The sequence below is a fragment of the Roseibium sp. genome, from assembly GCF_025698965.1.
Lineage (GTDB): Bacteria > Pseudomonadota > Alphaproteobacteria > Rhizobiales > Stappiaceae > Roseibium.
The window spans coordinates 1-13,126 of the sequence record NZ_JAILWL010000143.1; the positions used below are offsets into that span (position 1 = coordinate 1).

General features: G+C 56.7%; 14 protein-coding genes. 9 read left to right on the forward strand and 5 right to left on the reverse strand.

Annotated features, from left to right (window positions below):
• Together K5905_RS13340 and K5905_RS13345 are read left to right on the forward strand one after the other, a co-directional pair.
• A partial coding sequence (locus K5905_RS13340) for an ABC transporter permease subunit (protein WP_297584614.1) occupies positions 1-476 on the forward strand: 476 nt, incomplete at its 5' end.
• Positions 469-1,551 carry an ABC transporter ATP-binding protein gene (locus K5905_RS13345; protein WP_297584617.1) on the forward strand — a complete coding sequence of 361 codons (1,083 nt, stop codon included), beginning with the start codon at positions 469-471 and terminating at the stop codon, positions 1,549-1,551. The genes K5905_RS13340 and K5905_RS13345, both read left to right, overlap by 8 nt.
• Positions 1,552-1,562: 11 nt before the next feature.
• Here the strand turns inward: K5905_RS13345 and K5905_RS13350 are convergent, their stop codons facing one another.
• On the reverse strand, positions 1,563-2,228 hold the full coding sequence (locus tag K5905_RS13350; protein WP_297584620.1) for a GntR family transcriptional regulator: 666 nt from the start codon (positions 2,226-2,228) through the stop codon (positions 1,563-1,565).
• A 241-nt stretch (positions 2,229-2,469) separates the two neighbouring features.
• Here K5905_RS13350 and K5905_RS13355 point away from each other — a divergent pair, with 241 nt between their 5' ends.
• Positions 2,470-4,287 carry an SLC13 family permease gene (locus K5905_RS13355; RefSeq protein ID WP_297584623.1) on the forward strand — a complete coding sequence of 606 codons (1,818 nt, stop codon included), beginning with the start codon at positions 2,470-2,472 and terminating at the stop codon, positions 4,285-4,287.
• Between the two features lie 17 nt (positions 4,288-4,304).
• Here K5905_RS13355 and K5905_RS13360 read toward each other — a convergent pair whose 3' ends face one another.
• Positions 4,305-5,225, reverse strand: a complete 921-nt coding sequence (locus K5905_RS13360; protein ID WP_297584627.1) for a LysR family transcriptional regulator — start codon at positions 5,223-5,225, stop codon at positions 4,305-4,307.
• 101 nt (positions 5,226-5,326) lie between these two features.
• Here K5905_RS13360 and K5905_RS13365 point away from each other — a divergent pair, with 101 nt between their 5' ends.
• A complete protein-coding gene (locus K5905_RS13365; protein ID WP_297584629.1) occupies positions 5,327-6,211 on the forward strand; it encodes an SDR family oxidoreductase in 885 nt (294 codons plus the stop codon).
• 42 nt (positions 6,212-6,253) lie between these two features.
• Here the strand turns inward: K5905_RS13365 and K5905_RS13370 are convergent, their stop codons facing one another.
• Positions 6,254-6,922, reverse strand: a complete 669-nt coding sequence (locus K5905_RS13370; protein ID WP_297584632.1) for a hypothetical protein — start codon at positions 6,920-6,922, stop codon at positions 6,254-6,256.
• A 243-nt stretch (positions 6,923-7,165) separates the two neighbouring features.
• Between K5905_RS13370 and K5905_RS13375 the strand changes: the two genes are divergently transcribed.
• The 3 genes from K5905_RS13375 (at position 7,166) to K5905_RS13385 (ending at position 9,850) form a co-directional block, all read left to right on the forward strand.
• Positions 7,166-7,516, forward strand: a complete 351-nt coding sequence (locus K5905_RS13375) for a carboxymuconolactone decarboxylase family protein (protein ID WP_297584634.1) — start codon at positions 7,166-7,168, stop codon at positions 7,514-7,516.
• Between the two features lie 89 nt (positions 7,517-7,605).
• Complete coding sequence (locus K5905_RS13380) at positions 7,606-8,241, forward strand: HAD-IA family hydrolase (protein WP_297584637.1); 636 nt, start codon at positions 7,606-7,608, stop codon at positions 8,239-8,241.
• A gap of 298 nt (positions 8,242-8,539) precedes the next feature.
• Complete coding sequence (locus K5905_RS13385; RefSeq protein WP_297584640.1) at positions 8,540-9,850, forward strand: fasciclin domain-containing protein; 1,311 nt, start codon at positions 8,540-8,542, stop codon at positions 9,848-9,850.
• Between the two features lie 60 nt (positions 9,851-9,910).
• Here K5905_RS13385 and K5905_RS13390 read toward each other — a convergent pair whose 3' ends face one another.
• Positions 9,911-10,762, reverse strand: coding sequence for a hypothetical protein (locus K5905_RS13390; protein WP_297584644.1), 852 nt, complete (start codon positions 10,760-10,762; stop codon positions 9,911-9,913).
• A 190-nt stretch (positions 10,763-10,952) separates the two neighbouring features.
• On the opposite strand from K5905_RS13390, the gene K5905_RS13395 reads away from it, so the two are divergent.
• Entirely contained in the window at positions 10,953-11,366 is a 414-nt protein-coding gene (locus tag K5905_RS13395) for a hypothetical protein (RefSeq protein WP_297584648.1), read from the forward strand.
• 125 nt (positions 11,367-11,491) lie between these two features.
• Positions 11,492-11,953, forward strand: coding sequence for a DUF302 domain-containing protein (locus K5905_RS13400; RefSeq protein ID WP_297584651.1), 462 nt, complete (start codon positions 11,492-11,494; stop codon positions 11,951-11,953).
• A 40-nt stretch (positions 11,954-11,993) separates the two neighbouring features.
• Here the strand turns inward: K5905_RS13400 and uxuA are convergent.
• Positions 11,994-13,126: mannonate dehydratase (uxuA, locus tag K5905_RS13405; protein ID WP_297584654.1), on the reverse strand; the 1,133-nt coding region annotated here is incomplete at its 5' end.

The following is a 13,126-nucleotide window of genomic DNA, read 5'->3' on the forward strand; positions in this document are numbered from 1 at the left end:
CCGTTCCCGGCATTATCGCAGGCCTCGGTGTTTTGTTCGCGGCAGCCGTGCTCCCGCCACTGGAATGGATGCGCGGTACGGTCTGGATCCTGGGTTTTGCCTATACGATGACATCCATTCCTATCGGCATCAGCCTGATCCTGCCTGCATTGATGCAGATAAACACCGATCTCGACAAAAGCGCGCGCGTCAGCGGATCCAGCTGGTGGATTGCCGCAACCCGGATCATCCTTCCGATCCTGAAACCGACGCTGTTCGGGTGCTTCGCCCTGCTGTTCATCATCCATCTCAAGACATACGTGACAGCACTTTTCCTTTTTTCTCCAGGAAGCGAAGTCATGGGAACGATGATGCTGTTCCTGTGGGGTGCAGGCGATACCGGACTGGTGGCGGCATTCGCAACAATTCAAATCGTCACAACAATAATCTTCGTCACTGCGGCGCGTCGCATCTTCAAGGTGAACATCTATGGCTGATCTGATTGTAAAAAACCTGACCAAACGCTACGGCGGCATTGCCGCGATAGAAGACATAAATTTCACCGCTTCTTCAGGCGAATTCCTGACCCTGCTTGGTCCCTCGGGATGCGGCAAGTCGACGACCCTTGCTGCCATTGCCGGTCTGGACCGACCAAGCGAAGGCCGGATCATTGCCGGCAGCACACCCTATTTTGACGGCAGCGACGGAACCTACCTCCCGCCGGAAGCGAGAAACTGCGGACTGGTGTTTCAGTCCTATGCCCTGTGGCCGCACATGACCGTTCACCAGAACCTGGAATTTCCCCTGAAACTCAGGAAGATCCCAAAGGCCGAACGGTCAAGGCGCATTGAAGAGGCGCTGAATCTCGTCGAGCTGGACAAGCTTTCCGAAAGATATCCATCGCAGCTTTCCGGCGGACAGCAGCAACGGGTCGCGCTGGCACGCGCGATTGTCTACCAACCCCGCATCCTGCTGCTCGACGAGCCTCTTTCCAATCTTGATGCACAGATACGCGACCGCGCTCGTCAATGGCTCAAGGAGCTTCACATTCGGCTTGGGCTCACAACACTTTATGTTACTCATGACCAGACCGAGGCCTTGAGCCTCTCGGACCGTATCGCAGTGATGGACAAGGGCCGACTTGTTCAACTCGGTACCCCGCACGAAATATACAACAAGCCGGCAACGTCCTTCATTGCCGAATTCATCGGGACCAGCAATTTCCTGAATGGGCAATTCATCCGGTCCGGCGACACGAATATCGAAATCCGATTACGGGACGGCCAATCTCTGCTGATCAAACAGCCAGATGAAAACAAAAAAGTTGGAACCGGGGATCTGATGGCGTTCTTTCGTCCGGAATGCGTTGTGTCGGTAACGAATTCAGGCACTACGGACGAGAACGTCAACGTCCTGCGCGGCAAGATCATCGATACAGCCTATTTCGGTGACCGGTATCAGATATCGGTCTGCGTCGATGATTCAGTCGTCCGGCTGTACAGCGCTGCGCCTCCGCATTACGAATATGCCCACTTCCACGTGCCGCCTTCGGCCCTGCAGCTGGTTTCCTGACGGGCAGCGTGTCAGGCCGTCCGCTGGCTGGGTTTGCGGGCGCGCAAAGGCAGGGTGTTTTCAATGTCCTTGATGATGTGATGATGCACGACATCACGGAACCTTGATAGGTCGTCGGCTTCTATCGCATCGAGCATGTCGAAATGTTCCTGGGCGCTCACGCGCATCTGACGCACCGTGCTCCAGACATCACGAGTGCCCGGGATCTGCCTTTTACGCAATTCGTCAATCATGTCTGCCAGCATGGGATTGCCGCACTGCCGAACCATCTTGTCGTGGAATGCAAAATTGATGTTTCGAAGGTCTTCCTTCGACCCTGTCTCGATTGCCTCGTCAAATTCTTCTGCCAGTTTCCGAAGAGACTGGAGCGTGCGCTTCTTCATGTTGCGCAGAATGTCCTCCGTTGCTCCAACCTCCAGGATGCACCGGATTTCCTTCACCTGCCGCAGTTCGGTTTCGGACGGGTGTGCGACTTTGTATCCCCGGTTCTTTTCGTATTCGGCGAGGCCTTTTTCCTGTAACCGCTGAAAGGCCTTTCTAGCGGAAAAAGGCTTGGCATCATGCCGTTTGACGACATCGATCTGCTTGAGCCATTCGCCGGGTCGGAGCGCGCCGCTGTAGATTTCCTGGCTGAGTTTTTCCACCAGCTCTTCAAAGTCGTCTGTTTCTTTTGACATTTCCATCCAGAAAATCGTTGCTTATTGGCCACTCGGCGGTATGTGCAGCCAGCTTTACGCTCAACAACTGCAGACACTTGTTTATTCTACCAAGACCGGTTCCCGCTTACCACAAGCAGGGTTCGGGGATTTTGGGCTTTTGCAAAGAACATTGTACTCTTTTCCGGTTTTCGATTTCATTTGGCACAGAATTCGTTCGGTTTCAGTTGCCTATTCTTCTTTCGAACCGGAACTTCATGCCATGTCACACGATATTCTATTCGTTTTTGGAGTGATTGGGGTTGCTGCCGTCCTGATGGCGAGCAATCGTGTTCGCTACGATCTGGTCGCCCTTCTGGTGGTTCTGGCGCTGATTCTCGGCAACATCCTGACCGTCGGACAAGCACTTTCAGGGTTCGGCAGCTCGGTGGTCATCCTGGTCGCCTGCCTCCTCGTTGTCGGTGAGATGCTGCAAAGAACAGGTGTCGCCAGATATGTCGGCGATCTGATCCTGCAGAAGGGCGGGTCGAACGAAACCCGGCTCACGGTTCTCCTGATGGTCAGCTCGGCAATTCTTGGAAGCGTGATGAGTTCCACCGCCGTGGTGGCGATCTTTATTCCGATCGTTCTGAAAATTGCGGCAGATACCGGCCTCAACAAATCCCGCCTTCTGCTACCGATGTCCTATGCCGCCCTGATCAGCGGCATGCTGACCCTGATTGCAACGACGCCGAACCTGGTTGTGAGCGACGAACTCGTTGCACAGGGTTATCAGCCCCTGGGCTTCTTCTCCTTCTTCCCGATCGGGATGCTGATCCTGGTCGTCACGATTGCCTACATGCTCTTCTGGGGACGCAGCCTTTTGGGGGCGAAACCTTCCACCGCCAAACCCAACAAACGGCGCGCAACCCGCACTGCGGCGGACATGTGGATGGCATTTCAAATGCAGGGTGAGGTCAACGATTTCCTGATCGGAGGCTCCGTCTCGCTGGAAACCATCCGGCAACTGACTGCCGAAGGCGCCAAGTTCGTGGCGCGGCGGCGGCGCGGTGCGAACCGTCAGCGAGAAACGGTGCTGTTCAAGGATGGCATGGAGCTGATGAAAGGCGATGTCGTCCTGGTCACAGGACCGATTGAAGTCCTGGACCAGATTGCGTCGCGTGCCGACTTCACCCGGCGGGCAGTAAACGGTGCCCGCGTCGAAGATTGGAGAGACTGCCTCGGAATGGCGGATGTGATGGTGCATCCCGAAGCCTCCGTGATCGGCGAAACCGCCAATGAAGCACTTTCCCACGATGTCCGGGAACTTGAGGCCATCGGGCTGTTACGAAATGGCGACCCTCAGACCGATATGGAAGGCACTCGGCTGAAGGAGGGAGACCGGCTCCTAGTGCTCGGTCCCTGGGAGGAACTCGACAACCTTCTGGATCAACGAGACGATTTCGTTCTTCTCTCCTACCCGAAGGAACGCGAAGACACCGTGCCGATGCTGTCCAAGTTTTCTGTTGCGATTGCGATCCTCGCCGGGATGGTCGTTTTGAGTGCCCTCAATATCGTGCCGGTGACCGTTGCGGTTCTGATGGCCGCCGTCGCGGCGGTTCTGTTCCGAACCATGGATGCAGAGGACGCCTATCGCTCGGTGAGCCTAACGACCCTGGTTCTGATCGCCGGTATGCTTCCGCTGGCCAATGCCCTGGAAATTACCGGAGGCTCGGCCCTGATCGTGGAGCAACTGCTTCATCTCGTCGGCGAGGCAAATCCGCGGGTGATGATGGCGGCACTGTTTCTGCTGACGGCCGCTCTGGGCCTGGTCCTGTCCAACACCGCTTCCGCTGTTCTGGTCGCCCCGATCGCCATCACGGCGGCTGAAGCCCTGCAAGTATCGCCCTATCCTCTTGCGATCACCGTCTTGATCGCAGCCTCCGCGGCCTTTTCAACCCCGGTCTCGACACCGGTGGTCACGCTCGTCGTCACACCGGGCAACTACGCCTTTTCCGACTTCCTCAAACTGGGTGTGCCGCTGACACTGCTTGTCGGACTGACGACTGTGCTGGTGACACCGCTCCTGTTCCGATTTTGAGGAATGCCCAGCGCTTCTCAGAGCCTTCGATCAGATAGGCGAAGCGGAATAAGCTCTTCAGCCAGGGCAACCGTTGCATCGACCCGCGCAACGCGCCGGGCTCCCGGCCGGTAGGTCAGAAATACCGGATAAGGGCGAGAGGCATGGTCCGGCAGGCACCTGACCAATGCACCGCTTTCAAGCGCGTCTCCCAGCATGATTTCAGGCAGAAGAGCATATCCCTCACCGGCGATGGCAAGCTGTAAAAGAATGTCGAAACTTTGCACCGCAATCGGCCCCGCGACCTCCACTGTCGCCTGGTCGTCAGGTGCATGGAAGGTCCATGTCGACCGCGGTCTGTCGGCACGAAAAGTAAGACAGGGCAAATCTGCCAGATCTTCCGGACGGGTGAGCATTCTCGTACGCGCAAGTTCCGGTGAAGCTACCAGAAAAAACCGGAAGGCTCCCAACTCGCGAACCACAAGCCGATCGTCCTTGAACAGTCCGATCCGAAACGCGATGTCGGTGCTCGGGTCCTGCATGTCTTCAAAGGCATAGGCCGTTCGCATTACCAGGGAAAGATCCGGGTGCCTTTTGCATGCTGCGGGAAACAGTGTGGAAGCGACCAGCCTGCCGAAATCCGGTGTGGTTGTAATCGTCACCTGCCCAGAAATACCTGCGCCCTCCTCGCGCGCTATGTCGTCCAGCAGGTCGACCTCCGCCAGTATCGAGCGGATACGATGGTCAAGGCGTATGCCTATCGGTGTCAGTTTGACGGAACGCCCACCCCGTTCGAGAAGCTGGATTCCGAAATGGGTTTCCAGCTGGGAAACATGGCGACTTACACCGGATTTGGCGAGGCTGAGATGGTCTGCCGCAGCACTGATCCCGCCAAGCCGTGCAACGGTGTGAAAACTAAGCATGGCCGGCAGGCCAATTGTTCTAAAATCGTGAACCATAAGTTCAATTTTCTACCTCTGTTGCACATTGCGCACAAGTCATATCTTCGCCTCATCACAAACGGACCCGTCACGCCGGGTCCCGAACTGGAGACAAAGACATGAATATTCTGGTTACCGGCGCCAGCAGCGGATTTGGCAATCTGATCGTTACGGACCTCGTCAAGGCAGGTCACCGCGTTGCGGGAACTGTCCGCGATCCGGAACGGCGCAATGCGGAAACTGCAGCCTCTTTGCGCAAACTGGGTGTCGAGATCGTGGATATCGACGTGACCGACGACGCTTCTGTCGAGGCGGGCGTCGCGGCTGCCGAGACCGCCCTGGGCAGCATCGACGTCCTGATCAACAACGCCGGAGCGGGCGCCCACGGATTGCAGGAAAACTTCTCCGCCGAGGACTTCCGCCGCATCTTTGATATCAATGTCTTCGGCGTCCAGCGGATGACTCGCGCCGTCCTGCCACAGATGCGGGCCCGCGGCTCCGGCCTCGTCCTCAATGTCACCAGTTTGCTGGGCCGGGTTACCATTCCGTTTCTTGGACCATACAATGCCGCCAAATGGGCGGTTGAGGCTCTCAGCGAGAATTACCGCGTCGAACTCAGCCAGTTTGGAGTGGACGTTGCGGTCATTGAACCGGGTGGCTTTCCGACAAACTTCTTCGGCAACCTGATCCGGCCTTCGTCCCGCGACCGCGATTCGGGATATGGCGACATGGCAGCCGCACCGGAAAACATGCTTGAGGAAATGGGCAAATCTCTTGCCGCCAACCCGCTTCAAACCCCGCAACTCGTCGCCGATGCGGTTGTAGATGTCATCAGCAAGGCACCGGGCACGCGGCCGTTCCGGACGGAAGTGGATCGAAGCGGCATGTCGGATCCGATCAAGCCTTACAACGAACATGCGGAAAAGGTCACGGAAGCCCTTTTCTCCAGCTTCGGCATGGATAATCTGCTCAAGCTGAACACCGGCGGCTCAAAGGCTGCCTGATATTGCCGTCCGGCCGGTGATCAACCGGTCGGACCCGCACACTCATTCAATCCCGATCGTCAGGCGTCCCATGCCTTCCGTGCCGACATCGCCATTATAGAAAACCTCGATCCGGTGATCGCCGGTCTCATAAAGCTGACCGCGATACGTGTTACCGGCCTGGGAACTTTCATAAAGGATGCCGCCGTCCGGCACATAGATCATGTAGAAGAGTGAGCGGCTGTCGGTCTCCAGTTTGACATCCAGAAACTGTCCGTCCCTTGCCTCTAGAAGATAGTTCATCGCGTCGCCGGACTTCAGATGGACATCGACAACCGCACCTGATGTGCCAGAGGCAAAACTGATCCGCTGGGTTCCCTCTGTTGTGGTCGCTGCCGGCGCAGTTTCGGTTGACGTCGCAGCCGACGTATCGGCGCCATCCATCGCCCCGCCGCCATCATCTGCCGGGTCGGCAACCGAGAGTTCGCCAACCGTGCCATCGGAATATGCAATGCAGCGCCAGACAGTGCCGCCACGATCCTTCAACATGACCAACGTACCTGCTTCGGAGAACTCGGAACTCAAAACCGTGCCTGCCTTACTGTCGGGGCTGCCTTCCGCCCGCAACTTGTCGATGCAAGCGTCCACGGCCTCCTGAACGGCGGCCTGCACCGGGCTGCCGGAGATCAGGGCAAACCCTGCAACGGTCGCGGCAAGGGCTGACTTATTCATGAGGCGTTTCTCCCCCTTTAAGCTCGTCAGCAGCGGCTGACGTTGGAAACGGTGGCTCATACAAGCGACATAAGGCACGCTTCGATTGAACAAATTATGGCGAACATTTGCTGCACTCCGGACATTTTGTCCCGGGTGGGAAAAAGTCATCTCTGCGCTCCTTTCCCTTCCCTCGTTGACGCACATCAACGCTTCACCTTTCCGCCCTCCTTAGGGTGCGGCGCACGCACAAGGAGAATCACAATGGCCGTCGCCGATTGGGAAGCATTCATCGCACAGACCGACAACCGAATGGCTGAGGTCAGAAAAGGCGCACCCGATGCCGCAAAGGGGTTTGGGGCCTTGGCGGCAGGCGCAATGAAAGCCGGGGCAATCGACGCCAAGACCAAGGAACTGATCGCACTGGCAATCGGCATCACGGCCCGTTGCGACGGCTGTCTTGCTTATCATGCCCGTGCCGCAGCCAAGCTGGGCGCCACCCGGGAAGAAATTCTCGAAGTGATCGGCGTCTCCATGTATATGGGAGGTGGACCGTCCATGATTTACGGAGCCGAAGCACTGGCGGCATTTGACGGGTTGTCGGAAGGGGCGTGATCCGGCGCTACAGTCTTGGTACGGGTCACAACAGGACGCTGTGACATGCAGATCCCAATGGCCTGAAATCAGAGGCAGATGACCGTGACATGGCAGATATCTGCGTCATCTTCGATCTCGACGGTACGCTTGTCGACAGCGAAGCCCTTTGCAATCAGGCATTCCTCGATTTGTTGCCGGAGCTCACGGTTCCTCTGGACAAGCTGGTCGAGCGCTATCGCGGCAGGAAACTGGCCATTATTCTTGCCGATCTTGCACAGCACCTGGGCGCTCCCCTGCCGAAGGACTTCGAGCGTATCTACAGGGCACACGTCTCGGAACTCTTTGCCTCCAGTTTGAAGCCGATCCCAGGTGCATCCAAGATGCTGGATGATCTGGACCTCCCCATATGCATTGCCTCCAGCGGGCCACCTGCGAAAATCAGACAAGCGCTTCAGGTCAGCGGTCTCGCGCACCATTTCGGTGACGATGTTTTCAGCTCATATGATGTCGGCTGCTGGAAACCGGATCCGGGACTGTTTTTATATGCGGCGAATGAGATGGGGTTCCAACCACATCATTGCACAGTCGTGGAAGACAGTGACATCGGTGTCGACGCGGCCCTTGCCGCCGGAATGAGAGCGTTTCAGTTTCTTTCCGGCAACCTGCATTCCGGACATCCGAAGGCAGTCCCATTCCATGAAATGAAACGGTTGGCCGATCTCCTGCAAACCGGTCAAACCTGATGGTGGCAGATGTTGCCAAGACCTTGTCAAAAATGACATTGCACCATCAAAATCGCAAAAATCGACAGATAGTTTTACCCCGTTTGATGCAGGGATTTCCTGATCTTCAAAGGACCCGGAAGCACCATCGGACAAGTGCCTGATCAATTGAGTGTTTTTGACAGTTACGGATTCCAGGTGGGCTGCACCTTGTTCATATTGGCAAAAATGCAAGTTTGTTTTCGCAGGAACCGTCACCAATCCGCTTTGCCCGGCCACCGTAGTCAGCTGCGTTGGGGGACGTCACGGGAGGTAAGGTATGCCTGCAAATACTATTCTTGACATAGCACTGAGTAACCCTGATCTGGATGGTGACACAAAGGGCGACTTCGACATTCTCGGAGCAGCGCTCGGTCTGTTTCCCGACCTTGTCGACGCGGCAGGAAACGAGGAAGCTGAACTGACCGTGTTCGCTCCCACCGACCAGGCTTTCCTGAATCTCGCCAATGCTCTCAATCCAGCCGTCGGCGATGACGAAAACGCGGCCGTCGCAACCCTTCTCGCCGTTTCCGCATTGCTGTCACCGGCCAGCAGCCCGTTGGACTTTCTCAAAACGGTGCTGACTTACCATATCGCCGGTGAAGCTCTCACGGGCGAGGAAGTCGTCAACTCGAATTCGATCGACACATTGTCCGGTGACACGATCCGGCCGAACGGGTTGACCCTGCGCGACAAGGATCCGGATTTTGCCGATCCGAATGTCACCAACCCGGCAGGGTCTGAAAACGGGATTGAAGCCTCCAACGGCATCGTTCATGTTCTCGACAACGTGCTTCTGCCTTACGACATCACCATTTCGGACGGTGGCTTCACCTTTGCCGGTCGTGGCCAGGATATTGTTGTCGGCGCCGAAACATTCGATTTCATTTCGCTCGGGCGCGGCGACGACATTGCCAATGGCCTTGGCGGCAACGACATCATTCACGGGAGTCGTGGCAATGATCTGATCAAGGGTGGTGAAGGCAATGACATTTTGAAAGGCGACCGGGGTCACGACACTCTGGAAGGCGGATCCGGCTGGGATCTTCTGAAGGGCGGGCGCGGTAAAGATTCGCTCGATGGAGGCAAGGGCAATGACGCACTTCACGGTGGCCGCGGTCATGACATGCTCAAAGGGGGCGAAGATAACGATTACCTGAACGGTGGCCGGGGCAAGGACACCCTTGAGGGTGAAGAAGGAAACGATTTCCTGGTCGGTGGTCGAGGCGCCGACTGCTTCGTCTTCAACCCGTTCCGGGAAGGCGAAGGCAACGATGTCATTGCCGACTTCAACCCGAATTCGGACAAGCTTGTGCTGGACCTGAGAGATGGCGATCCAGGTGTGCTTGCAGCGATCGCAGAAGCAAATGGCGAGGAGGGTCTGCAGTTTACCGACTTCCTGTTCTTCGACACCGATCCTGCCGATGGATTGCAGGCCGCCGTGACACTTGGAGATTCAGGTGATGGCGACCTGTTGATCACTCATCCGACCGGTACGATCGAGCTCAACGGCATTCCGTCGGATGTCGATCCGACCGACCTGCTACCAGCCATAGAACTGCTCACCAGCGAGGGATTGTTTACCGCCTGACAATTCCCCGACTGCAGCGGGACACCGGCATTCGCCCGACCGGTGTCCCTTCAATTCCGGTTAAACTTCGGGCTCATAGCGAACATAGGCAAACCTTCTGCTGTCCGGTGCCCAGGAGGGGACATTGATTGTCCCCTGCCCTCCGAACAGGGACAGAAGAACTCGCGGAGACCCACCTTCCGCAGGCATGAGACGCAGTTCCACATTCCGGTTCGCCGGATGTCCTCTTGTGCCCGCCTCATAAGCGAGATAGGCAATGAAACGACCGTCCGGTGATGGATGCGGGAACCAGTTGACCCGTTTGTCGCGGGTCATCTGCTGCAAGTTCGCGCCGTCAGGGCGCATGCGCCAGAGTTGAACCGAGCTTCCGCCCTTACCGTCTCTCCGCTCACCGTTGAACCATATCCAGGCACCGTCCGGTGTGAAGTCCGGACCATCGCAGTGATCGAAATTTTCAGTGATCTGGTTTTCACTTTCCCCGCTCACCGGACAGGTGAACACCTGAAACGTCCCCTCTGTTTCAGGACGCCTTGCGACATAGGCAAGCGTGCTGCCGTCCGGTGACCAGCCATGCCAGTAGGACGGAACATTATCCGTCACCCTTTGGGGCGCGCCGCCGTTGACCGGCACCGTATAAATACAACTTTCATCGGTTCTGGAAGCATCGCTGATGACCAGCAGGGTACCGTCTGGTGAAATGCCGTGGTCGTTGTTGAGCCGGTCAGCAAATCCCGTATCGATTACCTGCAGCACCGGTTCAGAAAACGAAAGTCGATAGAGGCGCCCTTCACCATTCACCAGAAGCATCTTTCCGTCCGGTGTCCAGTTCGGGGCCTCCAAATGGTGTTCGGAAGTAAAGATCACGGTTTCTTCACCGGTTTCGATGTCCATGGTCGCGACAATGGTTTTCATGGATGGAAACTCCAGACACTCCAAGTTATTTGAAGGCGTTGGGGGTATATCACTGGTCCCCCGGTTCTTTTCGATCTCGGTCGCGCTGCTATGACGCATGCCTGAAATTCGCAGAAACAGCCTGCCCCCGCTAGCATGAAATTTCTGAATGAACGTGAGCAGAAGCTCTATCAGTAAGCGGGGTTACAGCATGACATCGCAGACCGGCAAAAGATCCGATCCGCTTAAGTTTGCAGCTGGTTTTGCCGTGATCTTCGGCATTCTGACCGTATTGTCCGGAAGCATTGCACTGTTTTCCAGTGAAGGTATCAGGGAGAGATTCGGCGATGTGGTGCAATTCGTGCTGTGGTTCAATTTCGTTTCGGGCTTTGCCTATGTCCTGACTGGAGCCGGTCTGTGGCGTCGAAAACGATGGGCTGTCATCGCCTCCGTCCTGCTCTTTCTGGCAATTCTCGGTGTTTTCACCTATCTCGGTCTCCACATCGCAAGTGGCGCTGCCTTTGAGACACGCACCGTTGTCGCGATGACGTTTCGTGCAAGCTGCTGGCTGATCATCAGCCTGATCGCAATTCGGCAAATCGTCAGGAGAGCCAAGCCGGAGTAGAGAGAATTCAGCGTCATATTTTGACCTGAATGAGCTGCCCTCCTGTCATCAAATTGTGATCGATGCGAACCGCAATCCGTGAATGAAACTGCTACGATTGCTTGTTACATTCCAAGGAGATTTCCATGTTCAGATCTGCCGCCAAATTGTTGCTCTCCGCCTTCGCGCTCTCTTCGTTTCTCGGCTTCGCACAGGCTGCCGATGACCAGCTTGTTCAAGTATCCAGTCCGCATTCAGTCACTCAGACAGCCGACAACCTGGTTGCCGCCGTTGAAAATGCGGGCGCCAAGGTGTTTGCCCGTATCGACCACGCATTGGGCGGTAAGAATGTCGGCATGGAAATACCGGCCAACGAAGTCGTGATCTTCGGCAACCCGCAACTGGGCACGCCGGTTATTCGCGACGCGCCGAAGGCTGGCCTCGATCTGCCGATCCGGGTTGCCGTGATCGAAACCAGCGACGGGACGGTGATCGTCTATCGCGCGCCGGCCGCCCTTGCAGCCGAACACGGACTGCCTGCAGACCACCCCAGCATCAAGAAAATGACCGGTGCTTTGAACAAACTGACCGCCAAGGCTGCTGAATAGTCTCTCGCCGCGAGATCCCTTTCATGAACTCTGAAAAGGTTCACGCAGAACTTCCGGAGCGCGCGAAAGACAGTCCCGCGATGACACCGCGCAACTCCGCAAGGCCCTTCAGTCTGCCAATTGCCGGATAGCCGGGCTGGGCGCTTCGGGACAAGTCATCGAGAATGTCCTGACCGTGATCCGGACGAAAGGGGATCGAATGATCCGCCCGTCCGCTGGCTCGGCGGTCCGCTTCCTCATCGAGTACGGCTGCGATCAGGGCCGGCATGTCGACCACACCGTGCAAGTGTTCGCTCTCGTGGAAGGACCCGAACAGTCCGTCATGCTCGCGCCTGACGTTGCGCAAATGCAGGAAGTGCACATGTGTGCCCAAACGTTGCATCATGCCTGGCAGGTCGTTGTCGGCACGTGCACTCAAGGAGCCCGCGCAAAGAGTGATGCCGTTTGCCGGCAAATCAACTGCCCTGACCAGACGTGCGTAGTCTGCCTCGGTCGACATGATGCGCGGCAGACCCAACAGGCTGTAAGGCGGGTCATCCGGATGGCAGCAAAGCCTGATCCCGAGTGATTGGGCGTGAGGGACGACCAGCTCCAGAAAGTCCGACTGAAAGCGGCAGAGTGCATCATGATCGAATGGTTTGTATGCGGCCAGGTGATCCCGGATATCGTCCAGCGTCAATTGCTCGTTGCCGCCAGGCAGGCCGCAAATGATGTTTCGAAGAAGCGCATCCTTGAAAGCATCATCCGTTTCGTGGAACCGCTGGTCCGCAGCCTCGATCACGTCGTCAGGAAAACTGTCGGCCGCATCCTCGCGCTTCAAAAGGCAAAGATCGAACATCGCAAAATCGATCATATCAAAGCGCATGCATGTCGCCTTGCTCTTCACTGCATATGCAAGGTCCGTGCGGGTCCAGTCCAGCAAAGGCATGAAATTGTAACAGACGGTTCTGATGCCGGCCTGCGCCAGGTGCGAGAGGCTTGTTTTGTACGCCTCAACATGCTCCCGCCATTTACCGGTCTGACGTTTGATATCTTCCGACACCGGCAGGCTTTCGACGATGTCCCATTCCATGGGTGTCGGCAGATGTGCCGTACTGCTGCGGATCAGTGACTGGCGGGCAGTAATTTCCTCAGGTGACCAGACTTCTCCGGCCGCAAGGTGATGGAGTGCGG

What these genes read in the sequence shown, in the direction of transcription:
- K5905_RS13395 (WP_297584648.1), top strand. Translation starts at nt 10,953, where the DNA reads ATGACATCGCAGACCGGCAAAAGATCCGATCCGCTTAAGTTTGCAGCT.
- K5905_RS13390 (WP_297584644.1), bottom strand. Translation starts at nt 10,762, where the DNA reads ATGAAAACCATTGTCGCGACCATGGACATCGAAACCGGTGAAGAAACC.
- K5905_RS13365 (WP_297584629.1), top strand. Translation starts at nt 5,327, where the DNA reads ATGAATATTCTGGTTACCGGCGCCAGCAGCGGATTTGGCAATCTGATC.
- K5905_RS13385 (WP_297584640.1), top strand. Translation starts at nt 8,540, where the DNA reads ATGCCTGCAAATACTATTCTTGACATAGCACTGAGTAACCCTGATCTG.
- K5905_RS13355 (WP_297584623.1), top strand. Translation starts at nt 2,470, where the DNA reads ATGTCACACGATATTCTATTCGTTTTTGGAGTGATTGGGGTTGCTGCC.
- K5905_RS13345 (WP_297584617.1), top strand. Translation starts at nt 469, where the DNA reads ATGGCTGATCTGATTGTAAAAAACCTGACCAAACGCTACGGCGGCATT.
- K5905_RS13400 (WP_297584651.1), top strand. Translation starts at nt 11,492, where the DNA reads ATGTTCAGATCTGCCGCCAAATTGTTGCTCTCCGCCTTCGCGCTCTCT.
- K5905_RS13370 (WP_297584632.1), bottom strand. Translation starts at nt 6,922, where the DNA reads ATGAATAAGTCAGCCCTTGCCGCGACCGTTGCAGGGTTTGCCCTGATC.
- K5905_RS13360 (WP_297584627.1), bottom strand. Translation starts at nt 5,225, where the DNA reads ATGGTTCACGATTTTAGAACAATTGGCCTGCCGGCCATGCTTAGTTTT.
- K5905_RS13375 (WP_297584634.1), top strand. Translation starts at nt 7,166, where the DNA reads ATGGCCGTCGCCGATTGGGAAGCATTCATCGCACAGACCGACAACCGA.
- K5905_RS13380 (WP_297584637.1), top strand. Translation starts at nt 7,606, where the DNA reads ATGGCAGATATCTGCGTCATCTTCGATCTCGACGGTACGCTTGTCGAC.
- K5905_RS13350 (WP_297584620.1), bottom strand. Translation starts at nt 2,228, where the DNA reads ATGTCAAAAGAAACAGACGACTTTGAAGAGCTGGTGGAAAAACTCAGC.